This is a genomic window from Pseudoalteromonas lipolytica, assembly GCF_003515105.1.
Lineage (GTDB): Bacteria > Pseudomonadota > Gammaproteobacteria > Enterobacterales > Alteromonadaceae > Pseudoalteromonas > Pseudoalteromonas lipolytica.
Genome location: NZ_CP032090.1, coordinates 730,940 through 756,399, shown reverse-complemented (window position 1 = coordinate 756,399; position 25,460 = coordinate 730,940). Strand labels below are relative to the sequence as shown.

The 25,460-nt window shown below is 43.0% G+C and carries 25 protein-coding genes; 7 read left to right on the top strand and 18 right to left on the bottom strand.

Annotation, left to right across the window (positions count from 1 at the left end; genetic code table 11):
* Positions 1–5: 5 nt before the first annotated feature.
* The 8 genes from D0907_RS03555 to D0907_RS03520 are packed head-to-tail and all read right to left on the bottom strand — an operon-like array spanning position 6 to position 5,081.
* A complete protein-coding gene (locus tag D0907_RS03555; protein WP_036970812.1) occupies positions 6–644 on the bottom strand; it encodes a protein-L-isoaspartate(D-aspartate) O-methyltransferase in 639 nt (212 codons plus the stop codon).
* On the bottom strand, positions 634–1,398 hold the full coding sequence (gene surE / locus D0907_RS03550; RefSeq protein ID WP_118844020.1) for a 5'/3'-nucleotidase SurE: 765 nt from the start codon (positions 1,396–1,398) through the stop codon (positions 634–636). The genes D0907_RS03555 and surE overlap by 11 nt, the downstream gene beginning before the upstream one ends.
* Entirely contained in the window at positions 1,399–2,427 is a 1,029-nt protein-coding gene (truD, locus tag D0907_RS03545; protein WP_118844019.1) for a tRNA pseudouridine(13) synthase TruD, read from the bottom strand.
* Positions 2,424–2,906 (bottom strand): 2-C-methyl-D-erythritol 2,4-cyclodiphosphate synthase, encoded by a 483-nt coding sequence (ispF, locus tag D0907_RS03540; RefSeq protein ID WP_036970817.1) that lies wholly within the window; start codon positions 2,904–2,906, stop codon positions 2,424–2,426. Before ispF ends, truD begins: the two co-directional genes overlap by 4 nt.
* A complete protein-coding gene (gene ispD, locus D0907_RS03535) occupies positions 2,903–3,604 on the bottom strand; it encodes a 2-C-methyl-D-erythritol 4-phosphate cytidylyltransferase (protein ID WP_065978035.1) in 702 nt (233 codons plus the stop codon). Before ispD ends, ispF begins: the two co-directional genes overlap by 4 nt.
* Positions 3,594–3,884, bottom strand: coding sequence for a cell division protein FtsB (ftsB, locus tag D0907_RS03530; RefSeq protein WP_036970819.1), 291 nt, complete (start codon positions 3,882–3,884; stop codon positions 3,594–3,596). The genes ispD and ftsB overlap by 11 nt, the downstream gene beginning before the upstream one ends.
* A gap of 22 nt (positions 3,885–3,906) precedes the next feature.
* Positions 3,907–4,539 carry a hypothetical protein gene (locus D0907_RS03525; protein WP_065978034.1) on the bottom strand — a complete coding sequence of 211 codons (633 nt, stop codon included), beginning with the start codon at positions 4,537–4,539 and terminating at the stop codon, positions 3,907–3,909.
* A 59-nt stretch (positions 4,540–4,598) separates the two neighbouring features.
* Positions 4,599–5,081 (bottom strand): DUF2947 domain-containing protein, encoded by a 483-nt coding sequence (locus D0907_RS03520; protein WP_036970820.1) that lies wholly within the window; start codon positions 5,079–5,081, stop codon positions 4,599–4,601.
* 61 nt (positions 5,082–5,142) lie between these two features.
* Here D0907_RS03520 and D0907_RS03515 point away from each other — a divergent pair, with 61 nt between their 5' ends.
* The 3 genes from D0907_RS03515 to D0907_RS03505 are packed head-to-tail and all read left to right on the top strand — an operon-like array spanning position 5,143 to position 7,472.
* Entirely contained in the window at positions 5,143–5,382 is a 240-nt protein-coding gene (locus D0907_RS03515) for a DUF1653 domain-containing protein (RefSeq protein WP_065978071.1), read from the top strand.
* A gap of 52 nt (positions 5,383–5,434) precedes the next feature.
* Positions 5,435–6,283, top strand: a complete 849-nt coding sequence (locus D0907_RS03510) for an AAA family ATPase (RefSeq protein ID WP_036970821.1) — start codon at positions 5,435–5,437, stop codon at positions 6,281–6,283.
* Position 6,284: 1 nt separating this feature from the next.
* Complete coding sequence (locus D0907_RS03505; RefSeq protein WP_065978033.1) at positions 6,285–7,472, top strand: vWA domain-containing protein; 1,188 nt, start codon at positions 6,285–6,287, stop codon at positions 7,470–7,472.
* A gap of 105 nt (positions 7,473–7,577) precedes the next feature.
* On the opposite strand, the gene D0907_RS03500 is transcribed toward D0907_RS03505, so the two are convergent.
* From D0907_RS03500 to tkt, 4 genes are all read right to left on the bottom strand, one after another.
* Positions 7,578–8,750: an NRAMP family divalent metal transporter gene (locus tag D0907_RS03500; RefSeq protein WP_118844780.1), complete on the bottom strand. Its 1,173-nt coding sequence runs from the start codon at positions 8,748–8,750 to the stop codon at positions 7,578–7,580.
* A gap of 258 nt (positions 8,751–9,008) precedes the next feature.
* The gene (gene hpf, locus D0907_RS03495; RefSeq protein WP_036970825.1) at positions 9,009–9,365 is read right to left on the bottom strand and encodes a ribosome hibernation-promoting factor, HPF/YfiA family; all 357 of its coding nucleotides are present in this window, start codon (positions 9,363–9,365) and stop codon (positions 9,009–9,011) included.
* 182 nt (positions 9,366–9,547) lie between these two features.
* On the bottom strand, positions 9,548–9,859 hold the full coding sequence (gene ppnP / locus D0907_RS03490) for a pyrimidine/purine nucleoside phosphorylase (protein WP_036970827.1): 312 nt from the start codon (positions 9,857–9,859) through the stop codon (positions 9,548–9,550).
* A 331-nt stretch (positions 9,860–10,190) separates the two neighbouring features.
* Positions 10,191–12,182 (bottom strand): transketolase, encoded by a 1,992-nt coding sequence (tkt, locus tag D0907_RS03485; protein ID WP_118844018.1) that lies wholly within the window; start codon positions 12,180–12,182, stop codon positions 10,191–10,193.
* 267 nt (positions 12,183–12,449) lie between these two features.
* On the opposite strand from tkt, the gene metK reads away from it, so the two are divergent.
* Positions 12,450–13,601 carry a methionine adenosyltransferase gene (metK, locus tag D0907_RS03480; protein WP_036970829.1) on the top strand — a complete coding sequence of 384 codons (1,152 nt, stop codon included), beginning with the start codon at positions 12,450–12,452 and terminating at the stop codon, positions 13,599–13,601.
* 281 nt (positions 13,602–13,882) lie between these two features.
* On the opposite strand, the gene D0907_RS03475 is transcribed toward metK, so the two are convergent.
* The 3 genes from D0907_RS03475 to D0907_RS03465 all read right to left on the bottom strand — a co-directional run bounded on the left by D0907_RS03475 (position 13,883) and on the right by D0907_RS03465 (position 16,528).
* On the bottom strand, positions 13,883–14,287 hold the full coding sequence (locus tag D0907_RS03475) for a diacylglycerol kinase (protein ID WP_036970830.1): 405 nt from the start codon (positions 14,285–14,287) through the stop codon (positions 13,883–13,885).
* A 68-nt stretch (positions 14,288–14,355) separates the two neighbouring features.
* Positions 14,356–15,042, bottom strand: a complete 687-nt coding sequence (locus tag D0907_RS03470; protein WP_051501826.1) for an START domain-containing protein — start codon at positions 15,040–15,042, stop codon at positions 14,356–14,358.
* Positions 15,008–16,528, bottom strand: a complete 1,521-nt coding sequence (locus tag D0907_RS03465) for a CYTH and CHAD domain-containing protein (protein ID WP_118844017.1) — start codon at positions 16,526–16,528, stop codon at positions 15,008–15,010. Before D0907_RS03465 ends, D0907_RS03470 begins: the two co-directional genes overlap by 35 nt.
* Before the next feature lie 213 nt (positions 16,529–16,741).
* On the opposite strand from D0907_RS03465, the gene D0907_RS03460 reads away from it, so the two are divergent.
* The gene (locus D0907_RS03460; RefSeq protein WP_036970833.1) at positions 16,742–17,341 is read left to right on the top strand and encodes a TIGR04211 family SH3 domain-containing protein; all 600 of its coding nucleotides are present in this window, start codon (positions 16,742–16,744) and stop codon (positions 17,339–17,341) included.
* 110 nt (positions 17,342–17,451) lie between these two features.
* Here D0907_RS03460 and D0907_RS03455 read toward each other — a convergent pair whose 3' ends face one another.
* A complete protein-coding gene (locus D0907_RS03455; protein ID WP_036970835.1) occupies positions 17,452–17,934 on the bottom strand; it encodes a winged helix-turn-helix transcriptional regulator in 483 nt (160 codons plus the stop codon).
* A gap of 166 nt (positions 17,935–18,100) precedes the next feature.
* Between D0907_RS03455 and putA the strand changes: the two genes are divergently transcribed.
* Both putA and D0907_RS03445 read left to right on the top strand, forming a co-directional pair.
* Positions 18,101–21,904 (top strand): bifunctional proline dehydrogenase/L-glutamate gamma-semialdehyde dehydrogenase PutA, encoded by a 3,804-nt coding sequence (putA, locus tag D0907_RS03450; protein ID WP_036970837.1) that lies wholly within the window; start codon positions 18,101–18,103, stop codon positions 21,902–21,904.
* Positions 21,905–22,129: 225 nt separating this feature from the next.
* Positions 22,130–23,338 (top strand): cyclic di-GMP phosphodiesterase, encoded by a 1,209-nt coding sequence (locus D0907_RS03445; RefSeq protein WP_065978031.1) that lies wholly within the window; start codon positions 22,130–22,132, stop codon positions 23,336–23,338.
* Positions 23,339–23,363: 25 nt separating this feature from the next.
* Here the strand turns inward: D0907_RS03445 and D0907_RS03440 are convergent, their stop codons facing one another.
* Entirely contained in the window at positions 23,364–24,443 is a 1,080-nt protein-coding gene (locus D0907_RS03440; protein ID WP_118844016.1) for a general secretion pathway protein GspB, read from the bottom strand.
* 13 nt (positions 24,444–24,456) lie between these two features.
* On the bottom strand, positions 24,457–25,377 hold the full coding sequence (locus D0907_RS03435; protein ID WP_036970843.1) for an ExeA family protein: 921 nt from the start codon (positions 25,375–25,377) through the stop codon (positions 24,457–24,459).
* Positions 25,378–25,460: the final 83 nt, after the last annotated feature.

The following is a 25,460-nucleotide window of genomic DNA, read 5'->3' as shown; positions in this document are numbered from 1 at the left end:
ACGTCCTATTCAATATCACCAGGTACTAAAGGTACAAATCGTACTGGTGCAACTTTATGTTCTGTGAATGTGTCGCCATTTCTGACAACCATCATTAATTGCTGATCTTGCTCGCCCACGGGGGCTATCATCACACCGCCATCAGCAAGTTGTGCTAGTAACCCTTGCGGCATCGTTGCTGCCGCAGCAGTCACGATAATCCCTTCAAATGGTGCTTGCGATTGCCACCCTTGCCATCCATCACCATGTTTCATCGTTACATTGTATAAATCAAGCTTATGTAAACGGCGCTTTGCTTGCCACTGCAACGCTTTAATGCGTTCAACTGAACACACTTTAGTGAACGTTTTTGCAAGAATCGCGGTTTGATACCCTGATCCCGTGCCAATTTCAAGTACCTTATCGCGTACTCCTGCAAGTCGCAGTAACTCTGTCATTCGCGCAACGATATAAGGCTGCGAAATTGTTTGCCCTTGACCAATAGGTAAAGCGGTATTCTGATACGCTTTATGCTGTAAAACATCATCAACAAACACATGCCGCGGGGTCGTCGCAATCGCCTCAAGTACAGCGGCATCTTCTACGCCATCCCGCTTTAATAATTCAGCCAATGCCAACGCACTGCGATTATAATTAGTCAGCACTATTAATCTCCATCTTCGCTAACCAGCTATCGACGGCTTGAAGACTCTCCTTCGCTGTCATATCAACACTTAACGGTGTTACTGAGGCATACCCATTATTAATGGCGTAAAAGTCAGTCCCTTCTCCTGCGTCACTTTCAGCGCCGAGCGTGCCATACCAAAAAATATCACGCCCCCACGGGTCTTGTTGTTTGGTCATGGTTTCAGCTTTATGACGTGCGCCAAGGCGTGTTACTTTTACTCCTTTGAGTTCTGAAAGAGGAATATCTGGCACATTTAAGTTAATGATCTGATCTTTCGGTAGAGGGTGTGATGCAAGCTCTTTAATGATACCGACAGCCACTGCTGCTGCCGTTTCAAAATGATTCCCTTCTTTAGAACAGAGTGAGACAGCGATCGCTGGCAGCCCTAAGTGGCGGCCTTCGGTTGCGGCTGCAACCGTACCAGAATAGAGCGTGTCATCACCTAAGTTAGCCCCATGATTAATACCAGCCACAACTAAGTCAGGCTGCTCATCGGTTAGCTCATTCACGCCAAGGTGAACACAATCCGTGGGGGTGCCATTAATAGAAATAAAGCCATTATCTAACATGGTCGCACGTAACGGGTTCATTAAGGTTAATGAATTGCTGGCGCCACTGCAGTTACGGTCAGGGGCAACCAGCGTCACATCGGCAATTTGCGTTAACGCATGATATAAAACGGCAATCCCTTTTGCATGCACTCCATCATCATTGCTTAATAAGATTTTCATTTACGCATCCTTTTGTTTTTGTTCTCTTGGGCTGGCGTCTTTATAGTCCACCAGCTCTCGCAAAAGCGCGGTTGCAAAGCAGCCTTTTGGTAAACCAAAACTCAGTTTTACCGTTGTCTCATCAAGTGTTTCAACAGTTAAAGACTCGGGAATTAAGCGCAGCATTCTGCGCTCATTCTTAAGCCCAAGCTCAGCTAATCCCTCTATCCAAGACTGATAAGGGAGCAACCATTGCTTTTCGGTTTCGGTTAAGCCTTTTTCGCCTTTGCCCACCATTGGTGCCGACATAACAATATCGCCAGAGGCTAAACGTGCAATATTGTCATCGCTTATATTGTCTTCAAAAAAGGCATTACTGCCGCTAAGCATAAACACTTCGCGGTGCATGGTTTTCGCAAGACCATGCTCAGCTACACGCATACTTACTATTTCATTGAACACATAAGAACGGGCCGCTGAAATCACTAAACCACGCAGCTTTTTATCGCGAATACGCTCTCCTGCAAACATCCGTTTAGCCATTTCAAGGTTATGCCCTCCATGACCAAATCGCTGTTCGCCAAAGTAATTTGGCACCCCAGCACGCACTGCATTAATACGACACAAAATATCTAAAGGCTCGGTCACATTACGCAGGGTAATCGTAAATCGATTGCCCTTGTGGCAGCCTGTTCTTAATTTACGGTTGTGGCGCTGCTGCGCGATAATAAAGAATTGCTCGTTATTCAGTTCACTAAATTCAATGTGCTTTTTAATCGGCACAGGCACACTAAACCATTGTGTACAAACACCGTGGCGATCTTTTAAACCCGCATAGCTTACATCACGCGGTGATACGCCCGCTTTTTCGGCAATTCGCTTGGCTATAAACTGGGTGTTTTCACCTTTTTTGACGACCTGCAAGCACACATGCTCGCCGCTGCCAGTGAATTCAATACCGAGGTCTTCGTCAACCATAAAGTCTTCAGCAAACGTTTTAAAGTCGGCTTTTGATAGTGGTTTTCCGTATAAATAATTCAATTCACTCATGAATTTTGTTTACTCATAATAACCACTGCGTGGCTTGAAATGCCCTCTTTACGACCTTCAAAGCCCAGCTTTTCGGTGGTAGTGGCTTTCACATTCACTTGCGAAATATCGGCTTCTAAATCAGCAGCTAAATTTTTACGCATGGCTTGAATATGAGGCAGCATTTTTGGTGCTTGAGCTACAATGGTTACATCTGCATTGCCAAGTTCATAGCCTTGCTCTTTTGCAAGCTTAACCACATGACGCAATAATATACGGCTGTCGATGTTTTCGTATTCACTCGCAGTATCTGGGAAGTGCTTACCAATGTCGCCCATTGCCAGTGATCCTAATATAGCATCACATAATGCATGAATAGCCACATCGCCATCTGAATGCGCTAAAAAACCTTGTGGGTAATCAATTTTTTCACCACAAATAACCAACGGGCCTTCGCCGCCAAATTTGTGAACATCAAAGCCATGGCCAATTCGAATCATGGGGTTCTCTCGTTTTGTTGTTTTTGCAGTAGAAACGCTGCTAAATCTAAATCTTCTGGGGTGGTTATTTTAATGTTGTCACTGCGCCCAGCGACTAATTTTACTGGCTGCTTTGCCCACTCAATCGCCGAAGCTTCATCGGTGATAGTCACGCCGTTCTCTAGGGCATTTGAAAGTGCATCTACAAGCGCCTGATAAGGGAAAAATTGAGGGGTAAGCGCCTGCCATAAATCATCACGTGGCACAGTTTGCTCACTATGAGTATGGCCGCGTTTAATAGTATCTTTGACTTTAGAGGCTAAAATACCGCCCTCGTTAGCTGCTAGGCACTCATCGACCAAACGAGTTATATCGCTTAAACACACTAACGGTCTTGCTGCATCATGCACCAGTACCCAGTCTGGCGGGTTATCAGCAAGTGACAGCAAAGCATTAAGGACTGAGTCGGCACGCTCTGTGCCGCCCGACACTCGTTCTATGCGGCTATCGATTTGAGGTATCACGTCAAAGTAACCATCGTCGTCACTTATTGCTACTTTTATCGTGTGAATAAAATCTAATTCAGCAAGCTTGCTAAGGGTATGCTCTAAAATGGTTTTACCCGCCAGTTCGATATACTGTTTTGGCGCAGAATGTTGCATTCGGCTGCCAACACCGGCTGCGGGAACTATTGCAGTGATTTTCTGTTTAGTTTTCATTTTGTTGTTGGCCTGGCAATACACGAATAAACGTTTCACCAGGTTTAATCATTCCTAATTCATTACGCGCACGTTCTTCTATGCCTTCTTGGCCGAGTTTTAAATCTTTAATATCGGCTTTGAGCACTTTGTTACGTTTTAATAATTTAGCATTTGTATCTTGATGAGAGGCGACCGCTTGTTTTAGACGAGTGTAATCCTGCACACCATTATGGCCAAACCATAAACGATACTGGATAAATAAAGCCAAACATAACAAGGCGAATTGAAACACCCGCATTGAACACTCCTTCGCGGTTAAATTAAGTCAAAGGGCGTTTTAAATTACGCCAATTTATATTGCTTGCTAGTAGCATTTCTCTTAATGACAAACGCTTAGGTGTAATCCGTTTATTAAGTTGCCATTGATGGCCACAACAGGCTGCTGCCATCACTGCTTTTGACGGTTTTAATAACTGCGCTGGCGCGTGTTCTAATGACTCACCGGATAACGTAAACCAACCAAGCTCATTACAATGTACCTTATTGTCGCTTACTTGATCTAAGCTGTCTATGCGCACGGTGGTACATTGCCCGTCATTAATTAGCACGGGGACAATTAACCCACGCTTAGCATATTGACTATAAAAGTCTTCTGATGCACTTTTGCTATATACAGGCGGCGTAGTTTTTTGTTTTTCGAGCCAGCTGCCATTTTGTGAATCAAGCTGTAAAGGCGCATCACCACTGACTATCCGTATTGCTAGTCGCTCTATGTAATAAGGCAAACTTGCCAATAAGCGTCTAAGCCTTGCCGCATCAGGTTCATCGACCAAACGCGGGATTTCTCGAGCATAAAACGCATTACATAACTGTGCATACAAAGCCCGTTCGGCATCAGTTTGCCAAATTTCGGCTTGTGGCGACGGTTCGCTCTGTGGATTAGAAATAGACAATGCCCGCTCTTATAAAACAATTGCTTGACTGTTTTATAGCATAGAGCGTTAATTGAGCGCTACTTTACTGCGCCTTTTTTACCCAGTTTAGCATTACCCGTTTCTAAAAACTGCACAACTGCATCGCGTTTTTTGCCCATTAACAAACTGCCATCGGCTAAAAACATAAAGTTTTGCCAGCAACGTTTAAACACTGCAAAGCTAGTTTCAATAATATTGTCGCGCGCCATACAAAAATACACGGTGGTGTTGGCTTCCCAATCAAGGTGCGCCAAGATTGCCTCGGGGAGTTGTTCTTCACCAGCTTCCCACGCATTTTCCCAATTAATGGTTTCGGTAAAGCTGTCTTCTTTGCCACACCAATCTGTTTTATCGAAAAAATCTGGGTGATCATGCTCGCGGCTCACCATGGTAGACCAAAGTACAGCGGCACGTTCACTGGTCATTGGTTTGATTTGCTGCGCATCTGCTGCGTTAATTGGCATGTCTTTATGGCGAAAAACCCATGCTTTTTTGTATTCATCTAACGAAATATAATTCATAGTGTTGACAGTTTATTTAGCATTAAAAAGTGCAAAACGTAATTATACAAGAGATCAAAACATGACTACAGCAATAAAACCTCATCCTCTCAAATCAGGCATATACCAGCATTACAAAGGCCCAAAATACAAAGTAGAGTATGTCGCCACTCACAGTGAAACCGAAGAGCCACTCGTTATTTACCAAGCACTGTATGGTGAGTTTGGTATGTGGGCACGCCCACTCAGCATGTTTTTAGAAACCGTTGAGGTAAACGGCAAAACAGTCCCACGCTTTGCATACCTTTCAGACGCAGAATAACTATGGCATCATAGCATTATTAATCACTGCTCAGACCAGATAAGGTGACATCGTGCTTTTTAATTCAACCGACAACTACATTGCCAGTAACTCATTAAAACAAGCGGTTAACGCAGCCATCTTGCTCGAAAAACCTCTGCTTATAAAAGGGGAGCCCGGCACAGGTAAAACCATGTTAGCCGAGGAGCTTGCAAAAAGCTTAGACACCACGCTTATTCAATGGCATATCAAATCGACCACCAAAGCACAGCAAGGCCTATACGAATATGATGCAGTGTCACGGTTGCGCGACAGCCAGTTAGGTGATGAGCGCGTTCACGACATTAGTAACTACATTGTAAAAGGTAAATTATGGCAAGCCTTCACCTATGGAGAGCAACATAATAAACGCCCCGTATTGCTGATTGACGAAATCGACAAAGCCGATATCGAGTTTCCAAACGACTTATTGTTAGAACTCGATAAAATGGAGTTTCATGTTTATGAAACCGGTGAGCGCGTTATTGCCAAGCACCGCCCTATTGTTATTATTACCTCAAACAACGAAAAAGAGCTGCCTGATGCCTTTTTACGTCGTTGTTTTTTCCACTACATCGACTTTCCATCGAGCGACGAAATGGCGCAAATTATCGATGTACATCACCCGCATGTTAAGCAAGACTTGGTACGCGAAGCACTTGAAGTATTCTTTAACCTGCGCGATGTAAATGGCATAAAGAAAAAGCCCTCAACCAGCGAGTTACTCGATTGGTTAAAATTATTGATGGCTGAAGATATCGATGCCAAAACACTGCATGATAAAAGCCAAAAAGGCGGCCTAATGCCAATGTTTGGTGCGCTATTAAAGAACGAGCAAGACATTAGCCTCATCGAAAAACTTGCTTTTATGAGTCGTCGTTAAGATGTTAATTGCGTTTTTCTTTAAGTTACGTGAATACCGCTTACCCGTGAGTCTGCGTGAGTTACTTGATTTGATCAACGCGCTCAAGCAAGGGGTCATTTTTGCCGACGTAGACGCGTTTTATTACTTAGCGCGTACCATCATGGTCAAAGACGAAACTCACTTTGACCGGTTTGATAAAGCCTTTGCCGATTACTTTAGCGGGGTTGCTGACCTTGATTTACTCGAAAGCTTAAAACAACAGCATAACCTGCCTAACGACTGGTTGCGCAAAGAGTTTGAAAAACACTTAACAGACGAAGAAAAAGCACAGTTAAAAGCGATGGGTGGCCTCGATAAACTTATGGAAGTCCTGAAACAGCGCCTTGAAGAACAGCAAAAACGCCATGCTGGCGGCAACAAATGGGTTGGCACTGGCGGCACCTCGCCGTTTGGCGCGTATGGCTTTAACCCAGAAGGCGTGCGTATTGGTCAAGACGGTAATCGTAACCGCCGTGCTGTAAAAGTATGGGATAAACGGACATACCGCAACCTCGACAGTGACCGCGAAATTGGCTCTCGCACCATTAAGCTCGCGCTTAAAAAACTGCGTAAATTTGCCCGCACCGGGGCTAGCGACACTCTCGATTTAACCGAAACCATTCGTGCTACTGCAAAGCAAGGTGGCATGCTCGATGTAAAAATGGCACCCGAGCGCCACAATGCTGTAAAAGTGCTGATGTTGTTTGATATTGGCGGCTCAATGGATGATTACATTCATACCTGTGAGGAGTTATTTAGTGCTGCACACAGCGAATTTAAGCACCTCGAGTTTTACTATTTTCATAATTGTTTATACGAGCGTGTTTGGCAAGACAACGAGCGCCGCCACTCAAATGTGATTGATACCATGACCTTGATTAACAAGTTCACCAGTGACTACAAGGTCATTTTTGTTGGCGATGCCACCATGGGTCCTTACGAAATCGCCTACCCTGGTGGCAGTATAGAACATTGGAATGAGGAACCCGGCAGCGCCTGGCTAAACCGCATAACAAATCACTTTGATAAAGTCGCTTGGCTCAACCCACAACCGGTTGAGCACTGGCGTTACTATCAATCGATTGATTTTATAAAACAGTTAATGAACAACCGCATGTATCCACTCACCTTAGATGGCATAAGTAATGCGATTAGGGAATTGAGTTAGCCTAGATTGTAGGCGCGATTTTATATCGCGCAATACTAAAAATTGACTTGGGATAAACCCACTGCTGACACACAATGATGCTGGATTTCACTTCGCTCAGGCAAATTAGGTAAACTTCCAAACCAAAAACACCAGCGCAAAACCCACTAAATAAACCAAACCCAGCCAGCTTAGAGTGCGAATTAAGGGGGAATGCACAATACTTGGCTCTGAGCGCACTAAACTAAAGTTAAGCCATGCAAATACTGGGGTGGTAACAAAGGCGAGAGTCATGGCAAACGTAAGCATGGGGCCAAGTGCCGATTTAAAGAATAAAATGATTGCCATGCCAGAAAATGCTTGCAGTAAAAGCCACATATTTAAACTGTGTTTGGACTGTTTTACAGGCAATAATTTGTGCGATTCATTTAAGGTTCTGGCGTAGCCGTCAAGCACGGTAAGCGTGGTGCCAAACATACATAAAAATGCGATACCCGACACCAATGGCCTTGCCCACTCCCCCATTGTAAGGGCGTACATATCAATAAGCTGTTTAGCAAACGCCACCCCGCCTAATTGCACGGCTTGTACGTGTCCGTATTGCACTAATACACCTAGCGAAAAAAACACCAAAGCTAGGGCTGCGGTAAGCCAGTAGCCTAAATTAAAATCAAATAAACCTTGCTGCTTAGTAATAACTTGTTGCTGCTGCTTTTCTTTAAGCCAAAGTGAACTAATCGCTGAGATTTCAATAGGAGCTGGCATCCAGCCCATTAGCGCCACCATAAACCCTAGCATTGCAAGCTCATACGGCGACGGGCCCACGTAGTCAACTGGAGCCATAAGACCATTATTAATTGCCACCACCAAAGCAGCCACAGTTGTAACAGTAAGCAGCACCATAATGATTTTAGACACGTTATCGAGCGCCTTAAAATGCCCCAACAACAAAATAAGTAAACAGACAGCCAAAATAATCCAACACAACAAGGTCACCGAAATGGTGACCGGCAGTGCGTAATGTAATAGGCTGGCTGTTAAAAGTAGTACCCCTGCGGTATTCACTATTGCTGCCACAATATTTAACGCAATAAAACTGTAAAAGTAACCCGGCCCTTTTTGCTTGTAGCCCTCAACTAAACTTTGTTTAGTTGCAAGGGTGTATTCCATACCAAATCGAAAGAATGGGTACTTAAGTACATTCACAACAATGATTAGCCAAAATAGTTGCCAGCCAAATAACGAGCCAGCCTGCGTCGACGCCACCAAATGTGAGCCACCAATCGCCGCTGTGGCCATTAATATGCCAGGGCCAAGTGCATTAAGTTTAGATTGCCAATGTGATACTGCTGATTGCATATGCTTTATGTGTTTTATTCTTAGTTACAAGCAACTTACAGCGTTTTAGATGAGATTGGAAGACACTCCTCGCTTCTGAGTTCTAAGATTAAGTTGTCAGTTTATAAAACCAAAAAAGCCAAACATATTTATGTTTGGCTTTCTCTTGTTCGAGGTTTTGCGCTAAATTTTTGTGGCTAACACTTAGCGTCTAATTTATTAGCTTAAATTCATTTCTTGAATAATCTCATGGGCGATTTCCGGCGTTGTGCTCACCGGTTTTTCATGTAGTTTAGCTTTCATTTGCCCTTTACGATGTTTTAGCGATGCATCGAGTTTTTTAGCTGCATTTGCAAGTGCTGGGTACATCACTTCATCTTCTCCTTTAACTGATAAACGTGCACCTTCATAAATAGTGCTGATCTCAGCTTGATACTTGTGATGTTCTTTTGAAAGAATAATATCGAGAGATATTAACGATGGAAAATGGCTAGCAATTTTTGAGAATTTCTCGTTGATATGAGCTCTAACAGCCTCAGTAACGTCAACATGATGACCAGAAATATTAATCTTCATAGGGTATCCTTTTTTCTTGTTACCTCATAGTTAGTATTGGGGGCGATTTGAATTAACACAAGCGAAAATCAAAGATAATTAGTAATTGATTGTAACCACACATGATTTAGATCATGCTCTGCGGATAAAATATGCAAAAGCCCGTATTACACGGGCTTTATAGAAAGGTTATCAACTGCTCATTAAGTGTACGAGCAACAATAATCAGCAAAGTCAGTTACCTTTACGCGAAAGGTAACATTGGCGTCTACATTAAACGAATCTCCAGCCTTCATGGCTTGCCACTCAGTTTCGCCTGGCAGTAACACTTGCCACTCTCCCGCAAGTAACTCCATGTGCTCTTTTTGATTTGTGCCAAACTCAAATTCTCCTGGTTGCATAAAACCTAATGTTTTAGTACTGCCATCGGCAAAAAGTACAACACGGCTCGAAACTTTACCATCAAAATAGACATTCGCTTTTTTTACAACACTTACACTGTCAAACTGAGTCATACTCACTCCTGTTATGTTTTATAATCTTCTTTATTTCAGCCTGCCCGAATTTTAAGTAAGCAGCAACTGAAGATTATTCAATTAACCTCTATATGTGAGCTGATTTTTTATTATCTTTTATACACTGAGCAATTAAAAAAACAAAGAGAGTGCCTATGTGTTCACCAAAACACTAATAACGCCCCCTACGGTATTAAGTACCCAAGTAGCAGTGATAATTATTGCTGATCTGTCGGGTATGTATCGAATCTTTTGACTGGCAGCAAAAATCCATAAAAAAGCCCGCGCAGTGCTAAGACCGCGCGGGCTTTTAAATTTTAGCGACTAAAGCTTAGAACAAAGCGTTTGCTTTGTTTACGATGTTTTCAACCGTGAAACCAAAGTGCTTGAATAACTCACCAGCAGGTGCTGACTCACCAAATGTCGTCATACCTACTACTGCGCCATTTAGGCCTACGTATTTGTACCAGTAGTCTGTAATGCCCGCTTCGATAGCTACGCGGCGTGTTACGCTTGCTGGTAATACGCTTTCTTTGTAGGCTGCGTCTTGCTCATCAAACAAGTCAGTTGAAGGCATAGAAACCACACGTACTTTTTTGCCTTGTGAACGAAGCTCTGCAGCGGCGTCTTGTGCAAGCTGTACTTCTGAGCCCGTTGCAATAAGGATAAGCTCAGGCTCACCATCGCAACTCAGTACGTAACCACCTTTTTTCACATCGCTTAACTGTTGTGCAGTACGCGTTTGTTGCTCAAGACCTTGACGTGTGAAGATCAATGACGTTGGGCCATCTTTACGCTCAATCGCTTGTTGCCATGCAATTGCAGACTCAACTTGGTCACACGGACGCCAGTTAACAAGGTTAGGCGTTAAACGCATGCTTGCAATTTGCTCTACTGGTTGGTGCGTAGGGCCATCTTCACCCAGACCAATTGAATCGTGCGTGTATACAAAAATGCTTGGTTGCTTCATTAATGCAGCCATGCGTACCGCATTACGCGCGTATTCCATAAACATTAAGAATGTTGCGCCGTAAGGAATAAAGCCTTTGTGCAGTGCAATACCATTCATAATTGCCGACATACCAAACTCACGTACACCGTAGTAGATGTAGTTACCGCTTGCGTCGTCTGCTGTTACGCCTTTTGAACCATCCCAAATTGTTAAATTTGAACCAGCAAGGTCAGCTGAGCCGCCCATAAACTCTGGTAATAATGGACCAAATGCATTCAGTGCATTTTGTGAAGCTTTACGTGTTGCAGGGTTTGCAGGGTTTGCTTGCAGCTCTTCGATGTACGCTTGTGACTTTTCAGCCCAATCTGCTGGCAATTCGCCATTTGTACGACGCTTAAATTCTGCTGCTAGCTCTGGGTGTGCATTTGCGTATGCCGCAAACTTTTCGTCCCAGTTTGATTCTAGCTGTTGGCCCTTTTCTTTTGCGTCCCATTCGCTGTAGATATCAGCGGGGATTTCAAATGCTTCGCCTGTCCAGCCTAAGAATTCACGTGCCGCTTTGATCTCATCATGACCAAGTGGAGCACCATGACAGTCATGACTACCCGACTTATTAGGTGAACCGTAACCAATCACTGTTTTACAACAAATTAATGATGGCTTGTCGGTAATACTACGTGCTTCTTCTATTGCTGCGCGGATGGCCTCTGGGTTATGGCCATCAACATCACTCACCACGTGCCAGCCATATGCTTTAAAACGTGCAGGTGTGTCGTCGCTGAACCAACCTTCTACTTCACCGTCGATAGAGATGCCATTGTCATCCCAAAACGCAACAAGTTTACCCAGGCCTAATGTGCCCGCTAATGAACAGGCTTCGTGAGAGATACCTTCCATTAAACAGCCATCACCCATAAACGCGTAGGTAAAGTGATCAACGATGTCGTGGCCTTCACGGTTAAATTGAGCAGCAAGCGCTTTTTCAGCAATTGCCATACCTACCGCATTTGTGATCCCTTGGCCTAATGGGCCCGTAGTGGTCTCAATACCTGGTGCATAGCCATACTCTGGATGCCCTGGTGTTTTTGAATGCATTTGACGGAAGTTTTTAATTTCTTCAAGTGGTAAGTCGTAACCACTTAAATGTAGTAGAGAATAAATCAGCATCGAACCGTGGCCATTTGAAAGAATAAAGCGATCACGGTCTGCCCACTCTGGGTTCGTCGGGTTGTGCTTTAGATAATCGCGCCATAGTACTTCTGCGATATCTGCCATGCCCATAGGGGCTCCAGGGTGGCCAGAGTTGGCCTGTTGTACTGCGTCCATTGATAAGACGCGAATAGCATTTGCAAGTTCTTTGCGAGATGGCATGAATTCTCCTACCTTTAATGTATTTGCGCTGGTTGTTTGTTAAGCCCCATTCTTACTTATTGTATGGGTGCAGTGCAATTAAAAATCCGTATTAAATGGGTCTATTACCACTGTTTATTAAGAACGAAATGTTATTAGTAATTTAAAATAGACGTCTAGGCGTAAAATAACTATGCAAACATAATTGTTTTAGATAAAATACGCCCCTTAATTTTTTAGCGCTATTACCGACGTTAGTGAAGCGCAATATTTGTGAGCAGAAATACAATGGCAAAACATTTATTTACTTCTGAATCTGTATCTGAAGGTCATCCGGATAAAATCGCGGACCAAATCTCTGACGCGGTTCTAGATGCTATCTTAGAGCAAGATTCTCATGCCCGTGTTGCATGTGAGACTTACGTTAAAACTGGTATGGTTATGGTGGGTGGTGAAATCACTACTAGCGCGTGGGTTGATATCGAAGAAATTACACGTAAAACTGTACGTGAAATCGGTTACACGCATTCAGACATGGGTTTTGATGCTGACTCGTGCGCAATCCTAAACACTATCGGTAAACAATCTCCAGACATCAACCAAGGTGTTGACCGTGCACGTCCAGAAGACCAAGGCGCGGGTGACCAAGGTTTAATGTTTGGTTATGCATGTAACGAAACAGACGTTTTAATGCCTGCACCAATCACGTATTCACACCGTTTAGTTCAGCGTCAAGCGCAAGTTCGTAAAAGCGGTGAGCTTAACTGGTTACGCCCAGATGCAAAATCACAAGTAACATTTGCATATGAAAATGGTAAGCCGGTAGGTATTGATGCTGTTGTTCTTTCAACGCAACACTGTGATTCAATCTCACAAAACGACCTAGTAGAAGCGGTAATGGAAACCATCATTAAGCCGGTTCTTCCAGCAGAGCTTATCTCTAGCGCAACGAAATTCTTCATCAACCCAACTGGCCGTTTCGTTATCGGTGGTCCAATGGGTGACTGTGGTCTGACTGGCCGTAAAATCATCGTTGATACATACGGTGGTATGGCGCGTCACGGTGGTGGTGCTTTCTCAGGTAAAGATCCATCAAAAGTTGACCGTAGCGCTGCATACGCGGCACGTTACGTTGCTAAAAACATGGTTGCTGCGGGTCTTGCTGACAAGTGTGAACTTCAAGTTTCTTACGCTATCGGTGTTGCAGAGCCAACATCTATCAGCATCGAGACATTTGGTACAGGTAAATTAGAAGAAGCACGTCTAATCGAATTAGTGCGTGAGCACTTCGACCTACGCCCTTACGGCTTAATCCAAATGCTTGATCTTGAGCGTCCTATCTATCAACCGACTGCCGCTTATGGTCACTTCGGTCGTGAAGAGTTCCCTTGGGAGCGTACAGACAAAGCAGACGCACTTCGCGCAGCTGCTGGCCTGTAATAGGGTATACAGACTGAAAAAGCGCCATTTTGGCGCTTTTTTTGTGTTTAATTTTTTACTCTAAATTTTTATACCATTGCGCTTAATTAAGGGATCTACTTTAAGGCAATAAAACCGCGTTGATAACAAGGCAAAAATTTAGTTATTTAGTTGTTCTCTGCAATTGCTCCTGCATTGCTCTACCTCCTGCATCCATGCAGTCGTAAATCAGATATTATTAACGCAGATAGCGACTGGTTTCATCACTCAAAATGATTAAGTATTATTGCGATTGGTATTAATTACAGTAACGTCATTATCTTTTCATACATCGCCACCAGCCAAACCAGTGCTAAAATAACCAATGACAAGGTCACCGCTGCCGAGGCCATATCCTTTGCGCGCCCAGACAGTACATGATATTCAATCCCCACTCTGTCAGTCAGCGCTTCGATGGCCGAATTGAGTAGTTCAACAATCAACAGTAATAAATACGGAATAAACAACACGAGCCAATGAGTCAGTGACTGCGCCAGAAAAACCGATAACGGTAATAAACACACCCCTAAATAAATTTCTGAGCGAAAAGCTGACTCTTCTTTAAATGCGGCCTTAAAACCTTTAATTGAGCACCTTGTGGCTTTTAAAATACGTCCAATACCAATGCCGTTGGGTTTATTGACCAAGGGGATTTTGGGTTCTTTCATGCTGTTCCTAGTACGAATAAACTTCGCAGATAATATTCATAAATACCTAAAATGTCATCTTCGCTTTACTAAGATAAGCACTTTCCTGGCACACTTGGGGGATTTGTCCGTGAAAACGCATTCTTTTTTAGCTGTTCACGCAATGCTTGTAATGACTTAAACACACTTTTTAAAGATACTTTATTACTTAACCAATGCGGAATAGCACCGCTTGGGTCTGCATACGCTTGGTGAGTAATCAATAAGTTATTTTGCTGTTGCTCTAAGCGCCAATAAGCGGCGAGCTCTTTAATACGCACCACCCCTTTTACCAAAGGTTTAACGTAGGGCTGGCTGGTAATTTTAAGCTCGGTTTTATTATCGCTTAAGGTGTGATAGCAAGAGTAGCTCACTAAATCACGATCAGAAACCGGCCAAGGCGAGTTAAAGCGCGTATAAACGAGCGTCTCTGCGGGGCTAAGCCGCTCTATTAAGGTTACACTTTGAACATTTTCGAGCCAATTTGGCGCGTTGTCGGTATCGCTAAGTAAGGCCATAAAGTCATCTGCCTTGGTATCTTCAACAACCACAGATGCATTAATTTCGATAATGCCACTGTCATGTTTTTGATACGTGACCTTTATACCTTCTTGCTGCTTGTAAGTATGCCATTCTATTGGGGTCGCGACAGTTGAACAACTAAACCACGCTAACCCAATGAATAGCCAACGATTCACAAATTTATAACCAGTAGGGATCAGTATTGAATGAGGCATGACGACTTTGTTCCATGGCGCTCACTAAAAATTCTGACTTTTGCTCAAGCCACGTTTGAATCTTTGCTAATTCCTGATCGTCTTGTCCTGCACACAACTGCTTTAAATACTCAAGAGTACTGAGCTCGTAAATACCATGCGAAATATCTAACCAAGGAATACGAAACTCGCTTCTGTCGTCTTTATTGAATAATGCCCCCAAACAGTTACCACTTAAAAGAGAGTTTTCTAGACGAGTACGCAACGATAAATAGTCTTTATCACTCAGTGCTTGTTGTTCAGGAATAAGCTCATGCATATCGTGCCAATCTTTTGCAAATAAGCGCTTGGCTATATCTGCTACTGGTTTTTCTGCAGCTTGGAACTCTGCCTGCCCCCACGACTTACGCCATTGCTTTTCAATCAACCAGGTGGTCAATTGCAACAGCAAACGGTTGTAACGGGTGCTGTGAAATAACGCTTTTACATCGTCAATACTCGGCTGAAGCTCTTTTAGGTCGTTAATCACTTGAGTTAGCTCTGGTGCGCTATTAATTTTTTTATAATAGGCGTGACGTTTTGAGGTATAGGTTTTTAACTGAATGGCGTTTTCTACCCACGCCAACTCACTCAGCAACCACTTTAACTCAGTACGTAATGACTCTGTATCATCCTTACTAACAATATCATCGAACAGCCAAAAGGTGTGGCGAATTAATCGAATGCCATCAGTGACTCGTTTTAAGGTTTTTAAGCTCGGCTTGATGAAGTAACAGGCTTCATGCTTTTGTACAAAGCGAATCGCGTAATTTATCCCTGCGACCAAAGCTTGTTCTTGTGTGGCCTCTTTTTTAAGAGGCACAAACCCAATCGATTTACTTGCTTTTAGTGGGATGTTATCAGCTAAGCCATAACCTCGTGCAGCTTTCGAATATAGCCCAAGACGCACATTACATTCGCTAACCAGTTTATCTGCAAGGGCAAATAACTCGTGGCGACTGCCTTCAATTAATTCCACTTCAAGCTCAGAGATCAGCTCAACTTTACCTGACGCTGCAATTTCACCTTTATCAAGTACAACCTCAATTTTAGCTCCACTGTTGGTTTCGATTAACCACGTGCGACGAATAAAGTTAGTACTAAAAATAGGATACAGGTTGTCGGCAATCGCATTAACTTGCATGCCATGCGGCCAAATTGTGGCATCAAAAGCCATTAAATCTGGGCGACCACCTTCTAAAGGTAAGTTATATTCTGGGCGTTGATGTAATCCACCTACAACTTCGCCAGCGAGTTTAATCGTTTGCTCGCACTGGTTATCACAGCAGCGGGTACGCAAACCAATATCCAGTGCGCGTAACTCACGACTTGGCGTATCATAGTAAGCATTTTGTAAGCTGCGTGACGGTTTATTTGTAACGGTTTTTGCAAATTGAGTAATTAATGCGGGGATCAGTGGAACAACGGCATCTGACACCAAAAACTTCAGTTCTATCTCAGTATCCATTCGTTTTGCGGAGTACATTTAAAATAAATAAGTGCTCAAAATAAACAAAGCAGCTACTTAATGCAAACTTTTTCCTGATTTTTACCCTCAAACCCTGTCTTGGATTACAATATCAGCCTTGCTATTAATAGTTGAAATCCCTACTATCTCTATACATTACGTATTTAAAAATTTGACCATTTTTGGGCAAGGTTACATTAACAAGGTAGATTGATGTTAAAACAGTGTATTTTTGGGCTGCTCCTATCAGCCGCCACTTTCATTAGCTATGCAGAAGAAGCGCCTACAAGCGACAACGGAAACACCGCATACATAGTCGACAACCTCTATACCTTTATGCATTCAGGCCCGAGTAAAAACTACCGTATTTTGGGGTCAGTTGATGCAGGTACTCAAATTACCTTGTTATCAGAAGAAGATAATGGTTATTTTAAAATTCGCGACGACAAAGACCGCGAAGGCTGGGTAGAAACGAAGTTTATCAGCGAGAACGCCGGTATCCATCAGCAATTTCAAGCTCTGAATAACGACATGACCTTGATGCAAGAGCAATTACGCCAAGCAGAAATTGAACTACCGCAATTACAAGAACAAAACAGAACCCTCACTGAGCAAAACCAAGCGCTAAGCGAACAAATTGAAAAACTAAAAAGTACCATAGAATCTGAGCGCAACGTGAAACAATTAGCCAGTGCCAAAGAAAAACGCCAACTATTAACTTACGGCGGCGCTATTGCATTTATTGGTTTATTACTTGGTATTATTTTAACGATTATGCTTTCACGCCGTAAACGTTATGATGGTTGGGCGTAATAATAGCAACTCGCAATAATAGTTAATCATTTTTAGGGATTAATTAAGCGAGTGGGTATAACCCAGCAAAAAATCTTCATAAAAAAAGCACCGTTTGGTGCTTTTTTTGTTTAGATATCGAATCTTAAACCGCTATCTTGTTTTATCTTTTCGATCACCATATAGGTGTGGTGCGTACCAACACCGGGAATATCAACCAAATCACCCAAAACTTGGCGATATTCGTCCATATCAGAGACTCGCACTTTTAATAGGTAATCGTATCCGCCTGCCACCATGTCGCACTCGACCACTTGTGGAATATTTAAAATATATTCTCTGAACACTTTAAACACTGAGGTATTTGAGGTCACTAACGACACTTGCACATGAGCCAACAAACTTTGATTAAGCTTGGCTTCGCTTAACTTTGCATAATACCCCTCAATGTAGCCCTCTTGCTCTAAGCGCTTAACACGGTCAAGGCATGGACTCGGACTCAAATTGACCTGTTTTGCCAGGTTTACGTTCGATATTCTGCCATTTTTTTGCAGAGCGTCTAAAATTGCTAAATCGATACGATCTAACATGCGTAATCTATTCGGGTTAGTCATAACAGAATTTTATGCGGCTAAGTTAACGGTATGCCCTGTAAATTATCGTAAATCGAAAAATATAACCAGCATATTCTGCTGGATTTTAATTAGAATGCACGGATTATATCAATGGTAAGAAATACTTTTAGTTTATTTCTAGACTCCACATACCAGAGGGTTACATATGCTATTTAATGGCGATTTGACAACTGAATGTCCAATTAGACAAAAGATCCGCGACTTTTACCGTATAGATGAAAATGCGGTTATCGATCACATTTTGCCTTTGGCTGAAGTAGGCGTTAAAGCCCGTAGCCGAGCGTGGGAACGTGCTCGTCAAATGGTTTTAAATATCCGTCGCGACCAAGATGGTCAAAGCGGTGTCGATGCACTGTTAAACGAATTCTCACTATCGAGTGAAGAAGGCGTTGTTTTAATGTGTTTAGCAGAAGCATTACTACGTGTTCCTGATAAGGCAACGCAAGACTCGCTTATCCGTGACAAGCTTGCCAAGGGTGATTGGAGTTCGCATTTAGGTAGCAGTGACTCTTTATTCGTAAACGCCTCATCTTGGGGTCTGTTAGTAACGGGTAAAATGGTTAACTACAGCGACAAATCTAAAGAGCAACAATTTGGTGTGCTTAAGAAAACCATTGGTCGTTTAGGTGAACCGGTTATTCGTAAATCTGTGAACTTCGCGATGAAGATCATGGGTAAGCAGTTCGTAATGGGTCGTACCATTGACGAAGCAATTGAACGTGCTGCTGATAAAGAACAAAAAGGCTACGTATACTCATACGATATGCTAGGTGAAGGCGCGCGCACCATGAAAGATGCTGAGCGTTATTTCCAAAGCTACATGACAGCCATTCACGCAATTGGTAAAGCTGCAAATGGTCGTGGCCCAATAAAGAGCCCGGGTATTTCAGTGAAAATTTCTGCGATTCATCCACGTTACGAGTTCACGCATCGTGAACGTGTTATGGCTGAAATCGTACCAAAACTAAAAGAACTAGCACTTGCAGCTAAAAGCTACGATATCGGCTTTACGGTTGATGCTGAAGAAGCTGACCGTTTAGATATCTCTTTAGATATTATCGAAGCGGTATTCAGTGATGAAGAATTGGGTAACTGGCAAGGTTTCGGTTTAGCAGTTCAAGCCTACCAAAAACGCGCTATTTTCGTTGTTGAGTGGGTTGCAGACCTTGCACGCCGTGTTGGCCGCAAATTAATGGTTCGTCTTGTAAAAGGCGCATACTGGGATACCGAAATCAAAACCACACAACAAGATGGTTTAGATCACTACCCTGTATTTACCCGTAAAGCGACTACCGACGTATCATACAAAGCCTGTGCGATTAAACTGCTTGAAGCACGCGATGTTCTATATCCGCAATTTGCAACACACAATGCTTATACAGCAGCGACGATTTTAGAAGTTGCAAAAGGCGATCACGAAGGCTTCGAATTCCAACGTTTACACGGTATGGGTGAATCACTGTTCGACCAAATCGTTGAACAAGAAAAAATTCAGTGTCGTGTATACGCACCCGTAGGTCAGCATGAAGACTTACTTGCATACTTAGTACGTCGTTTATTAGAAAACGGCGCTAACTCATCGTTTGTTAACGCGATTGTTGATACCACTCAACCAGTTGAAGCACTGTTACCTGACCCAGTTGAAACACTGCAAGGGCTGCGTAATAAGTACAACACGCAAATCAAGATGCCTATCGATTTATACGGTGACGAGCGAGCGAACTCAAAAGGCATGGATTTAACTGACATCAATGCCATTACACCATTTAAAGAAAACCTAGACACCTGGTTTGCAGAAAATCGCATTGAGTTAAATGATGTACCAGAAGGTTCAATTGCAGTTAAAAACCCTGCGAACCACAAAGAAATCATTGGTCATGTGAAACTACAATCATCTGACGAGATGACTGCGCTTCTTGAAAATGCTGAAAAAGCGTTTGAATCATGGTCACAAACACCGGTTAAAGAACGTGCTAACTTACTTCGCCGCATCGCTGATATTTTAGAGCGTCACCACGATGAACTCGTCGCTCTTTGTATTAAAGAAGCGGGTAAAGTGGCGCAAGATGGCATTGATGAAGTGCGTGAAGCCGTTGATTTCTGCCGTTATTACGCTGCTCGTGCTGAAGAGTTATCTGAAGATGAGCGTTTTGAAGCGCGTGGCGTGATCTTATGTATCAGCCCATGGAACTTCCCGCTTGCTATCTTCTTAGGCCAAGTTGCTGCTGCTATCGTAACGGGTAACACGGTGATTGCAAAACCAGCTGAGCAAACAAGTTTAATTGCGCTTCGTACAATTGACCTTATGTTATCTGTTGGCTTACCTGAGCATGTTGTACAGCCTGTTATTGCACGTGGTAGCGAAGTAGGTAAGACAATTGTACCTGATGAGCGTATTCAAGCTGTGATGTTCACAGGTTCAACTGAAACAGGCACAATCATCTCGCAAACACTGGCTGCACGTAACGACATTCAAGTGCCGTTAATTGCAGAAACAGGTGGTCAAAACTGTATGATCGTTGACTCAACAGCGCTTCCTGAGCAAGTTGTTGATGATGTGATCAGCTCTGGCTTCCAAAGTGCGGGTCAACGTTGTTCTGCATTACGTGTTTTATTCTTACAAGAAGATATTGCTGATGGCATCATTGAGATGATCAAAGGCGCATTAAAAGAGCTTCATGTTGGCGACCCTTCATTACTTTCGACTGACATTGGTCCTGTAATTGACGAAAAAGCACTGAAAAACTTAAACGAACACGTTGAATACTTAAAAGGTAATGCAACACTTCATTACGAGTGTGCTATTCCTGATAACAACGAAAATGGCGCTTATTTCTTCGCACCGCGTTTATATGAAATTAAAGACCTTTCAGTACTTAAACGCGAAGTATTTGGTCCATGTGTGCACATTATTCGTTTCAAAGGCTCAGAGCTTGATAATGTGATTGATCAAATCAATGGCACAGGCTTCGGTCTAACAATGGGTATTCACTCACGTATTGAAGAGCGTTGTGAATACTTAGCAAAAATGTCTCGTGCAGGTAATGTGTACGTAAACCGTAACATGATTGGTGCAATTGTTGGTGTGCAACCATTTGGTGGTCGTGGCCTTTCAGGTACTGGCCCTAAAGCAGGTGGTCCTAACTACTTACAACGTCTTGTGAAAGAAAAAGCGTCACCTGATAACGTACAAATGACGAACCTATCACCTGATGAGCTAGACACTCACCATTATTCAGGTGCGGCTGAGCAAGTTGCTAAGCTAATGGAAAACTCATTACGCGATGAAAAAATCTGGCGTGCAACACCGTTAAACGACCGCGTTTCTGCGGTACGTCAGTTGTTAGCAAAAGTCGCTACTGTCGAAATTATCGACGAGCTTGCTGATGACTTAGCATTAACATTAGCCGATGCACGTGCGCAGCTTAACCGCCTTGAAAAGCACATGCGTAAACACACTGTATTACCTGGACCAACAGGTGAATCTAATACGCTTCACCTTGAGCCTCGTGGTTGTGTTGTGTGTTATGCCGATAAGAGTACTTCATTTAACTTCTGGGCGATTTCAATTATCACAGCACTTGCTGCGGGTAATACTGTCATCACCGTTGCATCTGAACTGTTCTACGAAGAAGCGGTTGCTTTCAAAGACAAGTTTATTTCAACAGGTATCGCCGAAGGTGTATTCCAAGTTGCTAAGCCTAACCAGTTACAAGCTATCTTGGCACACCCTCACCTTGCCGGTGCGGTTGTAGCAGCTCGCTCATCACGTTTAGGCTATTTCAGCCAACAGTTAGCACAACGTAAAGGGGCGATTCTGCCAGTGATTAGCTCTGAGTACTACGATACGCTAATCAAGCGCTTACTGACTGAAAAAACAATCAGTATCGATACAACAGCGTCAGGTGGTAATACATCACTGATGACGCTTGTTGAAGACGATGAGTAAACAGCGCATAAAAGTTAACTAACTTTGCTGTTATAAAATCTAAAAGCCCCTGTACCTAACAGGGGCTTTTTTATACCCAGATAAAATAGCCTAACATTAAGAAAAACAACCACTTTATAGACGAAAAGCTGCACCAATTTCAAAATTATCACCTTTATTATTATTTACTAGAAGACAAATTATCTGCTAGGTTAAAGGTAATGTATTTAACTTGAAGTAAAGGCCTTGAAAACTCTCCCTATTGATCAACTTAAGCCCGGTATGTTTGTACAAAGCGTTACAAAACAGACAGGCAAAATCCGCATTAAAAACCAAGGATGGGTGAAGACTCAGGGAGGTATCGATAAACTAGCTAAAGCGGGTATCTTAGAAGTCGTTATCGACCCCGATAAAACGCTCACAATGAGCAGTGACAATAAAGTGGAAGAGCAGCAAAACACTTCGCCGCCAGAGCCGCAAACCGTCGCCCATAACCCTTGGCATACATCGCATAGCGTGTCTGCAGAAATGGCCAAAGCGAATAGTTTATACAACGAAGCAAAATCACTCCAAAGCAAAGCATTTAATGATATTCGTACTGGTAATAAAATTGATATTGCGCCATTTCAAGAATTGGCCAGTGGCTTTATGGACTCCGTTTTCCGTAATCAAGATGCCCTTGCCTGCATTACCAGAATGCGCGAAAAAGACGCCTATTTACTCGAACACTCAATTAACGTTTCAATTCTTATTAGTATTTTTGCCAAACACTTAGGCATCGATAAAAGCATCATTCAAGAAATAGCGACAGGTGCCCTATTGCATGATATTGGCAAAATAAAAATACCTGATGAAATACTCAATAAGCCAGGCAAGTTAACAGACGAAGAATATCAAATCATTCAAGACCATGCCCGTTTCAGCAAAGAAATATTAGAACAATCAGGCCTCAGTGGCATCGCAGTTGAAATTGCGGGTTTCCATCATGAGCGATTAGATGGCAGCGGCTACCCATTCGGTAAGCATGGTGATGAATTAAGCCTGTACGTTCGTATGGCGTCGATTGTTGATGTATATGACGCACTCACCGCAGAGCGAGTCTATAAAGCCGGTATGGAGCCAATTAAAGCATTTAAAATTCTAAAAGATGGCTGCCCAGATAGTTTTGATGGCGACCTTGTGACGAAATTTATTCAATGTATCGGTATTCACCCTGTCGGCACCTTGGTGAAACTTGAAAGCCAAAAGCTTGCCGTGGTTACACGAAGTAACCCAAGCAGCCCATTAAAACCCGTGGTAAAAGTGTTTTATAACGCCAAGCATGCACACTATACCGAAGTGCAAGATATTGATTTAGCAAATAACCGTTGTCACGATAGCTTAGAAGCAGCAGTCAGACCCAATGACTTTAATGTCGATCTGATCCGCTTCTTCAAAAACTCAATTTTGCCATAACCACTATTTTTAAATATAAGACTGGCTACTCAGGCCAGTCTTGCAGTGCCTTTAACGTAAACTCGTAACCGTCGTAACTAAATAAACTTTGCTCAGGTGTGATTTCTATCACATTGAGTACGCCAATATTATCGCCTTCATACAATTCACGACCATTTATCTTTATCCAACGTTTAGAGGCTTCAGAGGCATAAATATGCGCCTGATACTTAATAGTTGGGATCAAGCTTTGCAGCGAGTCAGGCAGCAGTTCGACAGGCTCTGCGTATGATGAGTTTTTAGTACTGCGCGTTATATCAGCCACATGCTTATTATCGACATCTTGCACTGCTCTCTCGAAGGCACTTTTTAAGTTATTAGGCACGTCGTTAAATTCGTCATCAACCACGGTTTGGTTGACTTGCGATGGGCTTTGATCATTTAGCGGCTTACCCAGCACCTTGTATTTGCTCATGTCAATGTCTCGACTGCTCATTTGCTGCGGTGTCATTTGTTGCATTTGCATTGGCTGCGAAAATTGCGGTTGCTGAGGCTGATAAATTGGCTGATTTTGATACACAGGCTGTTGATAAACAGGTTGCCCTTGATAACCTTGATTAGCATAAACAGGCACGGTATTAACGGGTACTTGTACCCATTGATATTGCTGCCCTTGCACAGGAACTTGCTGCATCATTTGCTGCTGAGGTGCGACTGTAACAGGCACTTGGCCCACATTATTCGCAGTATTGTTAACAGGTGGATTAGCCTGTGTATTGGCAGCTTGCGGAACAGCTGTTGCGGGTGCTTCCTCTGTCACAGGTACATTATTTGTATCTGTTGCCGCTAAAGTCTCTGTTGCTTGTGAAGAACTTTGTGTCTCTTCAGCACTGTTACTAGTAACTTGCTTTTGCGCAAAAGGTTCATTTTTTTGCAGCCATTTACCAATAGAAAAGCCTGCCATCAGCGTTAAAATAACCGCTAGTAATAACCCAAACGAAAAAGCAAGACGGCGATAACGGGTTAATTCTTGTTGTTGTTTAAGCTGCAGAGCAGCGTGGTCATGATCAATCGCTGTTTGCTCGTGTTGACCAGATTGTTTAATTGCATCTAAAAGTAATGACATAAATGATCACTCGTTATATTAGGTAAGATAAACCAATACCCATACCCAATACGGCTAAAAATGAAACAGGATAAAGCCAAACATAACTTGGCTCTTTGTTCGCAGTTGACGAAATAGGCGCACTGCTTGGCGGTAAAGCTTCAACTGCTGAGCGCATGACAAGCTCACTATCAATGCTCAGCTTTTGCTGTGAAAAAGCCCCGACTAAGCAGCGCTCACACAATAAATTAATAAGCCTTGGCACCCCTTCTGTTACTTGGTAAATCGCTTTTAAGGCATCAGCAGAAAAGAGCGCTTGTTCAGTGCCAGCTTTGAGTAAACGGTGTTTAACATAAGCAAACACTTGGCCTTCGCTAAGCGGTAATAAGTGGTAACGCGCCGTTATACGTTGAGCAAGTTGTCTAAGTTCGGTGCGTTTTAATAGCTCTTGTAGCTCAGGCTGCCCAACTAACACTATTTGTAGTAACTTTTTATGATCTGTTTCTATATTCGTCAATAAGCGTAATTGCTCAAGCACATCGGGAGCCAGCAATTGTGCTTCATCGATAATTAAGATGGTATGACCGCCTGCTAAATTATTCGCCTCAAGATGCTTTTTAATCACATCTGTTAAGGTTTTTAATGTGGCATTTTCGCTGTCATAGTCAATCTTAAGTTCGTCGCAAATACTGGCAAGCAATTCAAGTTGAGACAATGCCGGGTTGTGAATTTGTGCGACTTGCGTGTTTTCAGGTAACTGCTCTTGCAGACTTCTGGTTAATGTTGTTTTACCTGTTCCCACTTCGCCGGTTAAAAGTACAAAACCGCCGGCTTCACCTAGTCCATAAGTAAGGTGCGCTAAGGCCTCTTTATGACGCTCACTAAGAAATAAATATTCAGGATTAGGGGCAATCGAAAAAGGTTTTTCTGACAAGCCAAAATAGCTTAAATACACCGTGATGTTCCTTGCGTTTAAAATCACGGCCTATAATGGCAAAAAACTACGCGACTTAAAACCTTGTTCGTACGTTATACTAA